The 13,011-nt window shown below is 73.3% G+C and carries 9 protein-coding genes; 8 read left to right on the plus strand and 1 reads right to left on the minus strand.

Annotated features, from left to right (window positions below; genetic code table 11):
* Nucleotides 1–58 precede the first annotated feature (58 nt).
* Nucleotides 59–1,093, minus strand: coding sequence for an Rv2578c family radical SAM protein (locus M6G08_RS19845; RefSeq protein ID WP_272588495.1), 1,035 nt, complete (start codon nucleotides 1,091–1,093; stop codon nucleotides 59–61).
* 195 nt (nucleotides 1,094–1,288) lie between these two features.
* Here M6G08_RS19845 and M6G08_RS19850 point away from each other — a divergent pair, with 195 nt between their 5' ends.
* The 8 genes from M6G08_RS19850 to M6G08_RS19885 all read left to right on the plus strand — a co-directional run bounded on the left by M6G08_RS19850 (nucleotide 1,289) and on the right by M6G08_RS19885 (nucleotide 12,996).
* A complete protein-coding gene (locus M6G08_RS19850) occupies nucleotides 1,289–1,732 on the plus strand; it encodes an SRPBCC family protein (RefSeq protein WP_272588496.1) in 444 nt (147 codons plus the stop codon).
* 150 nt (nucleotides 1,733–1,882) lie between these two features.
* Complete coding sequence (locus M6G08_RS19855) at nucleotides 1,883–4,291, plus strand: MFS transporter (RefSeq protein WP_272588497.1); 2,409 nt, start codon at nucleotides 1,883–1,885, stop codon at nucleotides 4,289–4,291.
* A gap of 145 nt (nucleotides 4,292–4,436) precedes the next feature.
* Nucleotides 4,437–6,926 carry an ATP-binding SpoIIE family protein phosphatase gene (locus M6G08_RS19860; RefSeq protein WP_272588498.1) on the plus strand — a complete coding sequence of 830 codons (2,490 nt, stop codon included), beginning with the start codon at nucleotides 4,437–4,439 and terminating at the stop codon, nucleotides 6,924–6,926.
* A gap of 165 nt (nucleotides 6,927–7,091) precedes the next feature.
* A complete protein-coding gene (locus M6G08_RS19865) occupies nucleotides 7,092–7,817 on the plus strand; it encodes a class I SAM-dependent methyltransferase (RefSeq protein ID WP_272588499.1) in 726 nt (241 codons plus the stop codon).
* A gap of 97 nt (nucleotides 7,818–7,914) precedes the next feature.
* Nucleotides 7,915–8,748, plus strand: coding sequence for a M55 family metallopeptidase (locus M6G08_RS19870; RefSeq protein ID WP_272588500.1), 834 nt, complete (start codon nucleotides 7,915–7,917; stop codon nucleotides 8,746–8,748).
* On the plus strand, nucleotides 8,741–10,066 hold the full coding sequence (locus M6G08_RS19875) for a M20/M25/M40 family metallo-hydrolase (RefSeq protein ID WP_272588501.1): 1,326 nt from the start codon (nucleotides 8,741–8,743) through the stop codon (nucleotides 10,064–10,066). Before M6G08_RS19870 ends, M6G08_RS19875 begins: the two co-directional genes overlap by 8 nt.
* 42 nt (nucleotides 10,067–10,108) lie before the next feature.
* Nucleotides 10,109–12,076 (plus strand): S9 family peptidase, encoded by a 1,968-nt coding sequence (locus M6G08_RS19880; protein ID WP_272588502.1) that lies wholly within the window; start codon nucleotides 10,109–10,111, stop codon nucleotides 12,074–12,076.
* Nucleotides 12,073–12,996: a S66 peptidase family protein gene (locus tag M6G08_RS19885; protein WP_272588503.1), complete on the plus strand. Its 924-nt coding sequence runs from the start codon at nucleotides 12,073–12,075 to the stop codon at nucleotides 12,994–12,996. The genes M6G08_RS19880 and M6G08_RS19885 overlap by 4 nt, the downstream gene beginning before the upstream one ends.
* The last annotated feature ends 15 nt before the right edge of the window (nucleotides 12,997–13,011 follow it).

A 13,011-nucleotide genomic window follows, 5' to 3' on the forward strand; every position in this document is an offset into this window, starting at 1 on the left:
CGTCGCCGGATGAACGCGTTGTGTTCATACTTGACCCAATTGGGCCGGTGAGTGCGTCTCAGATGAGCGAAAGCTGCACCGGTTCACTCGGAGCGGCTTCCGCCCGCGGCTCCGCGATCCGCCGGGGCGTCCCGGCGTGCGTGGGACCGATGCCGTACTCCCGCGCCAGACCGTGCACCTGGCGGGTGATCCGGCGCTGGTACCACTTCGGGGCGTACGCGCCCTCCGCGTACAGCCGCTCGTAGCGGCGCACCAGGTGCGGGTGGTGCCGCCCGAGCCAGGCCATGAACCACTCCCGGGCGCCGGGCCGCAGGTGCAGTACCAGGGGTGTCACCGAGGTGGCACCGGCGGCGGCGATCGCCCGGACGGTCGCGCGCAGTTGGGCCGGCTCGTCGCTCAGGAAAGGGATCACCGGCGCCATCAGCACGCCGCAGCCGATGCCCCGCTCGCCGAGGGCCCTCACGACCTCCAGGCGGCGCTCCGGCGCGGGCGTGCCCGGCTCGACGGTGCGCCAGAGCTCGGGATCGGTGAAGCCGACCGAGACCGAGATCCCCACGTCCGTCACCCGTGCCGCCCGCGTCAGCAGGTCCAGGTCGCGCAGGATCAGCGTGCCCTTGGTCAGGACCGAGAAGGGGTTCGCCCGCTCGGTGAGCGCCTCGATGATGCCCGGCATCAGCCGGTAGCGGCCCTCCGCGCGCTGGTAGCAGTCGACGTTGGTGCCCATCGCGACGTGCTCGCCCTGCCAGCGCCGCGAGGCCAGCTGGCGGCGCAGCAGCTCCGGCGCGTTCACCTTGACGACGATCTGCGAGTCGAAGCCGAGGCCGGTGTCGAGGTCCAGGTAGCTGTGCGTCTTGCGGGCGAAGCAGTACACGCAAGCGTGCGAACAGCCCCGGTACGGATTGACCGTCCACTCGAACGGCATGCGCGAGGCGCCCGGCACCCGGTTGAGGATCGAACGGGCCCGCACCTCGTGGAAGGTGATGCCGCGGAACTCGGGCGTGTCGAACGTGCGGGTGGTGACCGCGTCCGCGCCGAAGAGCGCGGGGTCGGCGGCCCGGGCGTGGTCGGGGCCCGTGAGGTTCTCCCAGCGCATGGCGCCTCCTCGGTAGTGCTTCGGACGTCACAATAGAACACTTGTTCCCTTGATCGTGCGAGCCGACCCTGGGTCGGGCGAGGGGCCGGTCGCGGGACAGTCGCACGGGGCCGCTTCGCGCCCCCCGATTTGGTGGCCGGGCGGCGGGGTGGTTGGCTTGCCCCGACCCCGAGAACCAGGCCCTGGAGGGACCCGATGGCGCAGGTCGAGGCGGAGACGGAACGGATCGTCGCGGCGGACGCGGAGACGGTGTTCGACACCCTCGCCGACTACAGCGGCACCCGTGCGAAGCTGCTGCCCGAGCACTTCAGCGAGTACGAGGTCCGTGAGGGCGGCGACGGCGAGGGCACCCTCGTGCACTGGAAGCTCCAGGCGACCAGCAAGCGCGTCCGTGACTGCCTGCTGGAGGTCACCGAGCCGTCCGACGGCGAGCTGGTGGAGAAGGACCGCAACTCCTCCATGGTCACCACCTGGCGGGTCACCCCGGCGGGCGAGGGCAAGTCCCGGGTGGTCGTCCACACCGCCTGGCAGGGAGCGGGCGGCGTCGGCGGCTTCTTCGAGAAGACCTTCGCCCCCAAGGGTCTGGCCCGCATCTACGACGCCATGCTCGTCAAGCTCGCTGCCGAGGTCGAGAAGTAGCCAAGAGGCAGGCGCGGGACGGCCGTTGGCCGTCTCACCGGTTCGAGTGATCTCCGCCCGAAACCACCGTACTTCCGTAACTCGTCGCACTTGTTCGCAGTTGCCGCATCAGGTGGCATTTGTGAGCAGGTGTGACGAGGGGAGCGGAACATGGGCGGGATCACTCTGGTTGAGGACGAACCGGTCACCGCACCACCCACGCCTCCCGAGCCCCCCGCACCCGGGCCCGAGCCGGGAGCCGGGCTGAGCCCGCGCCGGGTGCGGCTGGTCTTCGTCGGACTGATGCTGGCGCTGCTGCTCGCCGCGCTCGAGCAGATGATCGTCGCCACCGCGCTGCCGAAGATCGTCGGCGAGCTGCACGGCCTGGACAAGATGTCCTGGGCGATCACCGCCTACCTGCTCACCTCCACCGTGGTCCTGCCGATCTACGGCAAACTCGGCGACCTCTTCGGCCGCAAGGGCGTCTTCCAGTTCGCCGTCCTGGTGTTCATCGTCGGCTCGGCGCTCGCCGGCCGCGCCCAGACCATGGACCAGCTGATCGCCTTCCGCGCGGTGCAGGGCGTCGGCGCGGGCGGCCTGATGATCGGCGTGCAGGCGATCATCGCGGACATCGTGCCGCCCCGCGAGCGCGGCCGGTTCATGGGCCTGATCGGCGCCGCCTTCGGACTCGCCTCGGTCGCCGGCCCCCTGCTGGGCGGCTACTTCACCGACCACCTTTCCTGGCGCTGGTGCTTCTACATCAACGTCCCCTTCGGACTGGTCACCATGGCCGTCGTGGCCGTGGTCCTGAAGCTGCCCAAACCGACGGCCAAACCGCGCCTCGACATCCTCGGCGCCCTGCTGCTCGCCGCCGCCTCCACCTGCCTGGTGCTGCTGACCAGCTGGGGCGGTACCGAGTACGCGTGGGGTTCCAGCGTCATCGGTGGCCTCGCCGCCGGAGCGGTCGCCGCCACCGTCCTCTTCCTGATCGCCGAACGGTTCGCGCCCGAACCCCTAATCCCGCTGCGGCTGTTCCGGGACTCCGTCTTCAACGTCACCGGCCTGGTCGGTCTCGTCATCGGCATCGCCCTCTTCGGCGCCGCCAGCTACCTGCCGACCTTCCTCCAGATGGTCGACGGCGCCACCGCCACCGAGTCCGGCCTGCTGATGCTGCCGATGATGGGCGGCATCGTCGGCACTTCGATCATCTCCGGACAGCTCATCAGCCGCACCGGGCGCTACCGGTCCCACCCGATCATCGGCAGCGCCCTGTCCGTGGTCGGGATGTGGCTGCTGTCCCGGCTCGACGCGGACACGCCCCGGCTGCACTACAGCATCTGGATGGCCGTCCTCGGCGCCGGCATCGGCATGGTGATGCCCGTCCTGGTCCTCGCCGTGCAGAACTCCGTGCGCCCCGCCGACCTCGGCACCGCCACCAGCGCCAACAACTACTTCCGGCAGATCGGCGGCAGTGTCGGCGCGGCCGTCTTCGGCACCCTCTTCGCCGACCGCCTCACCGACGCCCTGGCCGACCGCGTGCCCGTCGAGGCGGGCGCCGGGCTGCCCGACGCGGAGGCCATCACCCCCCAGCTCGTCCACTCCCTGCCCCCGGCGCTGCGCGACGCCTACATCGGGGCGTACGCCGACGCCATGCCGCGGATCTTCCTCTACCTGGTGCCGGTCCTCGCCCTCGGCCTGCTCATCGCCTTCTTCCTCAAGGAGAAACCCCTGGTGTCCCACAACGCATCCGTCACCGACCCGGAGACCGCGCAGCCCGTCCCGTCCGTCGCGCCCGTGCCGCAGGCCAGGTCGCCGTACGCCGCGGGCATCCCGGTCTGCGGCACCGTGCAGCACCCCGACGGCACCGTCGTGCCCCGCGCGGCGCTCACCCTCATCGACGTCGGCGGGCAGCAGATCGGCCGGGGCGCCAGCGGCGACGACGGGCGGTACGCGCTGGCCACACCCGGCCCGGGGTCGTACGTCCTGATCGCGGCGGCCAGCGGTCACCAGCCGCAGGCGGTCTCCGTGACCGTCGGCGAACGCCCGGTGGAACTGGACGTCGTGCTCGGCGGGGCCGGCCGCCTCGCCGGCAGCGTGCTCACCGCCGACGGCAGCCCCGTGCGCGACGCCATCGTCACGCTGACCAACGTCCACGGCGAGGTCGTCTCCACCACCCGCAGCGGCCGGGAGGGCGGCTACGTCATCACCGAGCTGGTGGCCGGCGAGTACACCCTCGCCGCCAGCGCCCCCGCCTTCCGCCCCGCCGCGCTGCCGGTCAGCGTCCAGGCGGCCCGGGAGACCCGCCAGGACGTCGAACTGGCCGGCGGCGCCGTGCTGCGCGGCACCGTGCGCGCCAGTGGCGGACGCGCCGTCGAGGACGCGCGCGTGACGCTGCTGGACGCGGCGGGCAACGTCGTGGACACCCTGACCACCGGCCAGGACGGCACCTTCCGGTTCGTCGACCTCTCGTCCGGCGAGTACACCGTCATCGCCGCCGGATACCCGCCCGTGGCCACCGTCCTCCAGGTGGCCGGCGGCGGCCGTACGGAACGCGACCTCCAGCTCGGACACGAGGACTGAGACCGGACACCGGCGCGCGTTCGCGCGCCGGTGCGTTCGCGCGCCACCGATTCCCCCGTTGCCGCACATGGTCACCCGCCGCCGCCGTACGGTGGTGACGGCGGCACAGTTCTCGCGGAGCCGTGGGGAGAGAGGGCCTGACGCCATGAAACATGGCACCGAGCGGGACACACCTCCGGGCCGCGGAGCCGGACCCGGCACCGTGCGGACCGACCCCGTGGCGGGCCGCGTCCCGCTGGCCGTCGTCGTGGTGGACCGCGACGGGCTGGTCTCCCACTGGAGCCGGGGCGCACGTCGGCTGTTCGCCCTGCCCAAGGAAGAGGCGATCGGACGGCCCGCCCCCGACCTGCTCCCGGTTTCCGGCGTGCTGCCCGAGACCGGTGACACCGACGGCTCCTGGGCGGCGTACGACGGTCTCGGACCGGGACTGGAGTCCTCCCTCGACGGACGGCTGTCCTACCCGGCGGCGGGCCGCGCCCGCCTGACCGTGCCGGACGACGACCGGGTCGACGTGCTCTGGTGGGCCTACCCCCTGGTCGGCCCCGGCCCCGAGCGCCTGCTCGTACTGGCGGCCGACGCGGACGCGCTGCGGCGGGACCACGTCACCGGCGAGCCCGGCGAGGACCCGTACCGGACCGCCGCCCCGACGACCGTCGAGCGGATCGCCCCCGGCTTCGCCCTGCACACCGACTTCCCCGGAGCCGACGAACTCGCCCGCCGCCTCCCCGAGATCCTGCCCAGCATGAGCGTCGGCGAGAGTGCCCGCATCGTCGCGCAGGTCCTGGAACTCGGCTACCCCGTCCTGGAGTTCAGCCGGCACGACCGGGTGCCCGTCACCCCCGACTGGGGCGTGCCCCGGCGCGCCGAGCGCAGCGCGCGCCGGGAGCGGGCGGCACGGGCCCTCGCGGCCGGCGAACCGGTCCCCGAGGACGTGCGCGAGGAGGCCGAGGACCTCGAGTACGCCGCCGTCCGCGAACGCCTGGAGTTCCTCAACGAGGTCAGCGGGCGGATCGGCACCTCCCTGGACCTGGCGCGGACCATCGTGGAGGTGAGCCGGGCCGTCGTCCCCCGCTTCACCGACGTCGCCGGCACCTACCTGCGCGAACAGGTCGTAGCCGGTGAGGGCTTCGACGACGGCGTGCCGGACACCACCACCATGTGGCACCGGGTCGCCCTGGAACACACCGACGAACCCGGCCGCTGGGACGACGTCGTACCGGTCGGCGAGGCCATGCCCTTTCCGGCGCACACCCCCTTCTTCCAGTGCATGACCAGCGGTGAACCCGTGCTGGTGCCGCGCATCACCGAGGAGATGGGCCACGCCATCGCCTCGCAGTTCGAGAAGCGGGACATCAGACCGCTCATCACCGGCCGCTCCATGCTCCTGGTGCCGCTGAAGGCGCGCAACGTCGTCCTCGGCTTCATGATCCTGCTGCGCCACCCGGAGCGGCCCGTCTTCAACGACATGGACCGCGTCACCGGCGCCGAACTCGCCGCCCGCGCGGGGCTCGTGCTCGACAACGCGCGCATGTACACGTACCAGGAGAACGTCGCGGAGACGCTCCAGGACAGCATGCTGCCGCACATCCCCGCGCGCATGGCCGGCTGTGACATCGCCACCCGTTATCTGCCGGGCACGCTGCTCGGACGCGTCGGCGGCGACTGGTTCGACGCGGTGAAACTGCCCGGCGCCCGCACCGCCCTCGTCGTCGGCGACGTCATGGGGCACGGGCTGGGCTCCGCCGCCATGATGGGGCAACTGCGCACCGCCGTGCAGACCATGGCCGGGCTCGACCTGCCTCCCGCCCAGCTCCTGCGCAACCTCGACGACCTCGCCCAGCGGCTCGGCGACACCTACCTGGCGACCTGCCTGTACGTCGTCCACGACCCCGTCGCCGGTGAACTGCACCTCGCCAACGCGGGCCACATCCCGCCCGTCCTGGTCCGCGCGGCCGACGGCGGCAGCGAGCTGATCGAGCTGCCCACGGGGGCGCCCATCGGCGTGGGCGGGGTGCCCTTCGAGGCGGTGCGGGTGCCGGTGGCGCCCGGCGACCGGCTGGTGATGTGCACCGACGGCCTGGTCGAGGTGCGCGGCGAGGACATCGGCACCGGTCTGGCGGCCCTGTGCGAGTCCGCCGCCCACCCGGCGGCCTCCATGGACGACGCCTGCGACACCATCATCCGCGCGCTGGGCACCCGCGGCGGCCGCAAGGACGACGTGGCCCTGCTGATGGCCAGGCTCGGCGGCATCGACACCGACGCCGTCGCCGAGTGGCGCCTGGCCCGCGACCCCGCCGAGGTCGGCCGGGCCCGCGCGGCCGTCCGCGAACAGCTCCACGACTGGGGCCTCGCGCGACTGGCCGACACCGCCGAGCTGCTGGCCGGCGAACTCGTCACCAACGCCGTGCGGCACGCCCACGCCCGGCCCGTGGAACTGCGCCTGGTGCGAGCCGACACGCTGCTGTGCGAGGTGGACGACGACGACCACGACCTGCCCGCCCTGCGCAGCGCCGGCCCCACCGACGAGGCCGGCCGGGGCCTGCGCGTGGTCAGCACCCTCGCCCGCGAATGGGGCGCGAGCCGGACGAAGACCGGCAAGACCGTCTGGTTCGAACTGACACTGCCGCGTCGCTGAGCCGTCCCGGACCGCCGGGCCGTCGCGCGTCGACGGGGGCGCGCGGCGTTCGCACGTCCGGTGAAGGAATGCGCCGGGCGCTTGTGGCCGTGCGCCGGGCGCGGTACACCGTACGAGCCCGTCACCGCCGACGGGCCGTACGTCGTCGCACCTGGGGAGACGCGCATGAGCGTGACGAGTCGGTACCGGAACGCCTGGGAGAGCTTCTGGAGTGAGGCACCCGAAGGACAGGGGGCGGTGTTCTGGGACGCGGAGCCGATGCTGACCGCCGGCCGCCACCTGGCCCACTTCGAGCCGCACCTCGTCGACCCCGGCCTGCCCATGATCGACCTCGGTTGCGGCAACGGCACCCAGACCCGCTATCTCGCCGAGCGCTTCGGGCACGTCGTCGGCGCCGACCTGTCCGCCGCCGCCCTCGACCATGCCCGCCGCGCCGACCCCGCCGGCCAGGCGGCCTACCGGCAACTGGACGCCGCGGACAAGGCGGAGGCCGAGACCCTGCACGCCGAGCTGGGCGACGCCAACGTCTATGTGCGGGGCGTCCTGCACCAGTGCGAGCCGGACGACCGGCAGCCACTGGCCGACGCCCTCGCCGCTCTCGTCGGCGAGCGCGGCCGGGCCTTCCTGGTGGAGCCCTGCCAGGACGCCAAGACCGTCCTCATGGGGCTGGCCCAGGGGCCCGACGGCCCGCCGGCCAAACTCGCGCCCGTCCTCCGTCACGGGCTGACACCCGGCTCGGCCCCCGACGACGCGGTACCGGAGCACCTCCGCGCCGCCGGCCTCACCGTCCTGGCGAGCGGTGAACTCCCGCTGGTCAGCACCGAGTACACGGTGGACGGCACACGGATCGAACTGCCGTCGTCGTGGGTGGTGGCGGGAAGGGGACGATGAGGGCGACCGAGCGCCCCGACCAGCCATTGGTCTGGGCCGGTGAGAGTTATCCACAGGCCTGGCTGGGGGGCGGCGCGACCGCGTAACGTGGCGCACCATGAAGATCCTCATCAGCGCCGACATGGAAGGCGCCACCGGTGTCACCTGGCCGGCCGACGTGCTGCCGGGGACTCCGCAGTGGGAGCGGTGCCGGTCGATGTTCACCTCGGACGTGAACGCGGCCGTCCAGGGCTTCCTCGACGGCGGGGCCGACGAGGTGCTGGTCAACGAGGCGCACTGGACGATGCGCAATCTGCTCCTGGAGCATCTCGATGAGCGGACGCAGATGCTCACCGGCCGGCACAAGGCGCTGTCCATGGTGGAGGGCGTCCAGCACGGGGACGTGGACGGCATCGCGTTCATCGGGTACCACGCGGGCGCCGGTATGGAGGGCGTCCTCGCGCACACCTTCCTCGCCAACCAGATCACCGGTGTCTGGCTGAACGACGTACGGGCCAGTGAGGGTCTGCTCAACGCGCACGTCGTCGCCGAGTACGGGGTGCCGGTGGTGCTGGTCACCGGGGACGACGTGGCCTGCGAGGACGCGCTCGGGTACGCGCCCGAGGCGCTGAAGGTCGCGGTCAAGGACCATGTGTCACGGTACGCGGCCGTGTGCCGTACGCCGGCCAGGACCGCCGCCGACATCCGGGCGGCGGCCAAGGAGGCGGCGGCGCTCGCCGTGCGGCACGAGCCGGTCAGCGGCGGGCCCTTCACCGTCGCCGTGGAGTTCGACGCCGAGCACCTGGCGGCGGCCTCGACCGTCGTGCCGGGCGTGGCCCGCATCGGCGAGCGCAAGGTGGCGTACACCCACGAGACCATGTTCGAGGCGATCCGTACCTTCAAGGCGGTCACCACGATCGCCTCGGCCGCCGTGGAGGAGCAGTATGGCTGAGCAGCAGTCCGGGCAGACCGGCGCACAGGCGCTGGACGAGGTCGTGCGGTTCACGTCCGACCTGATCCGGATCGACACGACGAACCGGGGCGGCGGCGACTGCCGGGAGCGCCCCGCCGCCGAGTACGCCGCCGCGCGGCTCGCCGAGGCCGGGATCGAGCCCACGCTGCTGGAGCGGACCGAGGGCCGGACCAACGTCGTCGCCCGCGTCGAGGGCACCGACCCGTCGGCCGGCGCCCTCCTCGTGCACGGGCACCTGGACGTGGTGCCCGCCGAGGCCGCCGACTGGAGCGTGGACCCGTTCTCCGGGGAGATCCGCGACGGAGTCGTCTGGGGGCGCGGCGCCGTCGACATGAAGAACATGGACGCGATGATCCTGGCCGCCGTCCGCGACTGGGCCCGGCAGGGAGTACGGCCCCGGCGGGACATCGTGATCGCGTTCACCGCCGACGAGGAGGCCAGCGCCGAGGACGGCTCCGGCTTCCTCGCCGACCGGCACGCCGCCCTGTTCGAGGGCTGCACCGAGGGCGTCAGCGAGTCCGGGGCGTTCACCTTCCACGACGGCGCCGGACGACAGTTCTACCCCATCGCCGCCGGTGAGCGCGGCACGGGCTGGCTCAAGCTCACCGCGCGCGGACGGGCCGGCCACGGGTCCAAGGTGAACGCGGAGAACGCGGTCACCCGCCTCGCCGCGGCGGTCACCCGCATCGGCGACCACGAGTGGCCGCTGCGCCTGACCCCGACCGTGCGCGCCGCGCTGACCGAGATCGCCGCCGTCTACGGCATCGACACCGACCTGCACGACGTGGACGCGCTGCTGGACAAGCTGGGGCCCGCGGCCAAGCTGGTCGAGGCCACCGTCCGCAACAGCAGCAACCCGACCATGCTGGACGCCGGCTACAAGGTCAACGTCATCCCCGGGGAGGCCGTCGCCTACGTGGACGGGCGGTTCCTGCACGGCTGCGAGGACGAGTTCCGCGCCACCCTCGACCGGCTCACCGGCCCGGACGTCGCCTGGGACTTCGCCCACCGCGAGGTCGCCCTCCAGGCGCCGGTGGACTCGCCGACGTACGCCAGGATGCGCGCCGCCGTCGAGGAGTTCGCCCCGGAGGGGCACGTGGTGCCGTACTGCATGTCCGGCGGCACGGACGCCAAGCAGTTCTCCCGGCTGGGGATCACCGGCTACGGGTTCGCGCCGTTGAAGCTGCCCGAGGGCTTCGACTACCAGGCCCTCTTCCACGGAGTGGACGAACGCGTGCCCGTCGAGGCGCTGCACTTCGGCGTGCGCGTCCTCGACCGCTTCCTGCGCACGGCCTAGCGGACGGCCGGGGACCGCACCGAGAAGGAGCTGGAGGAAAGAGTGGGGGAGTCAGTGCAGACCCTGCCGTACGGATCGTGGCCGTCGCCGGTCGACGCGGCCCTCGCCGCCGCGCACGACGGGCGGCCCGACGACGTGGCCTTCGTCGGCGACGAGGTGTGGTGGACCGCGCCCCGGCCCGCCGAGGGCGGTCGTCGCACGCTGGTGCGGCGGCATCCCGACGGCAGGGAGGAACCGGTGCTGGCCGCGCCGTGGAACGTGCGCACCCGCGTCCTGGAGTACGGCGGCCGGCCCTGGGCGGCGCACATGACCGACGCGGGGCCGCTGGTCGTCTTCGTGAACTTCGCCGACCAGCGGCTGTACTCCTGCGAGCCGGGCAGGGGCGAGCCGAGTCCGCTGACGCCCGTCTCCGCGGTGGGCGGCGGACTGCGCTGGGCCGAGCCGGAGCTGCGGCCCGAGCGCGGCGAGGTGTGGTGCGTCCTGGAGGAGTTCACCGGTGACGGACCCACCGACGTGCGCCGGGTCCCCGTCGCGGTGCCGCTGGACGGCTCTGCGGCCGGTGACCGGAGCGCGCTGCGCGAACTCACCGGTGAGCGTCACCGGTTCGTCACCGGGCCCCGCCCCTCGCCCGACGGGCGGCGCGCGGCCTGGCTCGCCTGGGACCACCCCCGCATGCCCTGGGACGGCACCGAGCTGATCGTCGCGGACATCGGCCCCGACGGCACCTTCCAGGACGCCCGGACCGTCGCCGGCGGGCCGGAGGAGTCGGTCGCCCAGGCCGACTGGGCGCCCGACGGCACCCTGCTGTACGCCTCCGACCGCACCGGCTGGTGGAACCTGTACCGTGACGGACAGCCGCTGTGCGCCCGCGAGGAGGAGTTCGGCGGACCGCTGTGGAAGCTCGGGCAGCGCTGGTTCGCGCCCCTGGACAGCGGCCTGATCGCCGTCGTGCACGGCCGCGGCGCCACCGCCCTCGGCATACTCGACCCCGAGACCGGCGAAGTCGTCGACGCGGCAGGTCCCTGGACCGAGTTCACCACGAGCCTCGCCGTCCAGGGCGAGCGCGTCGCCGCCGTCGGCGCGAGCCCGCGCAGCGCCCACGAGGTGGTCGAGCTGGACGCCCGCACCGGCCGGACCCGGGTGATCGGCGCCCCGCACGAGGACGCCGTCGACCCGGCGTACTACCCCGAGCCGCACAGCCGCACCTTCACCGGCCCCGACGGCCGCGAGATCCACGCCCACGTCCATCCGCCCCACAACCCCGGCTTCCGCGCACCGGACGGCGAACTGCCGCCGTACGTGATCTGGGCCCACGGCGGCCCCACCAGCCGCTCGCCCCTCGTCCTCGACCTGGAGATCGCCTACTTCACCTCCCGCGGCATCGGCGTCGCCGAGGTCAACTACGGCGGCTCCACCGGATACGGCCGGGAGTACCGCGACCGGCTGCGCGAGCAGTGGGGCGTCGTCGACGTCGAGGACTGTGCCGCCGTCGCCCTCGCCCTCGCCGACGAGGGCGCCGCCGACCGCGAGCGGCTCGCCGTGCGCGGCGGCAGCGCCGGTGGCTGGACCTCCGCCGCCTCCCTCGCCACCACCGACGTCTACGCCTGCGGCACCGTCATCTACCCGGTCCTCGACCTGACCGGCTGGGCCACGGGAGGGACCCACGACTTCGAGTCGCAGTACCTGGAGAGCCTGATCGGACCCCACGCCGAGGTGCCCGGCCGGTACGCCGAGCGGTCACCCGTGACCCACGCCGACCAGGTCACCGCGCCCTTCCTGCTGCTCCAGGGGCTGGACGACGTGATCTGCCCGCCCGTGCAGTGCGAGCGGTTCCTCGACCGCATGGCGGGCCGGGGAGTCCCGCACGCGTACCTCGCCTTCGAGGGCGAGGGACACGGATTCCGGCGGGCGCAGACCATGGTGCGCGCCCTGGAGGCGGAACTCTCCCTCTACGCCCAGGTCTTCGGCCTGGACCGGCCGGACGTCCCCATCCTGGAGCTGACCCGGTGAAGCCCCTGAACCGGCCGGCCCGGCTCGCCCCCGGCGCCCGGGTGGCGGTCGTCGCGCCCAGCGGACCCGTACCGGAGGAGCGGCTGCAGGCGGGCCTGGACGTGCTGCGCGGCTGGGACCTGGACCCGGTCGTGGCCCCGCACGTCCTGGACCGGCATCCGTCCTTCGACTACCTCGCGGGCACCGACGCGGACCGTGCCGCCGACCTCCAGTCCGCCTGGTGCGACCCGTCCGTCGACGCCGTGCTGTGCGCCCGCGGCGGGTACGGCGTCCAGCGCATGGCCGACCTGCTCGACTGGGAGGCGATGCGGGCGGCCGGGCCGAAGGTGTTCGTCGGCTTCAGCGACATCACCGCGCTGCACGAGGCCTTCGCCACCCGCCTCGGCCTGGTCACCCTGCACGGGCCGATGGCCGCCGGGATCGACTTCCTCAAGAACGCGCGGGCACAGGAGCACCTGAAGGCCACCCTGTTCGCCCCGGACACGGTCCGCGTGATCGCCTCCGACGGCACGCCCATGGTCCCCGGCCGGGCCCGGGGCGTCACCCTCGGCGGCTGCCTCGCCCTGCTCGCCGCCGAGATCGGCACCCCGCACGCCCGCACCTCCGCGCACGGCGGGCTGCTGTGCCTGGAGGACGTGGGGGAGGAGACGTACCGGCTCGACCGCTACCTCACCCAGTTGCTGCGGGCCGGCCTGCTCGACGGGGTCGCCGGGGTGCTGCTCGGCTCCTGGCAGGAGTGCGAGCCCCGCGAGAAGCTGCGGCCCATGCTGGCCGACCGGCTCGGCGGCCTCGGAGTGCCGGTCGTCGAGGACTTCGGCTTCGGACACCGCGAGGGCGCGCTGACCGTCCCGTTCGGCGTCGCGGCGGAACTCGACGCGGACACGGGCACCCTGACGCTGGACGAACCGGCCCTGCGCTGAGCCGCGCCCCGCACC

The sequence above is a fragment of the Streptomyces sp. M92 genome, assembly GCF_028473745.1.
Lineage (GTDB): Bacteria > Actinomycetota > Actinomycetes > Streptomycetales > Streptomycetaceae > Streptomyces.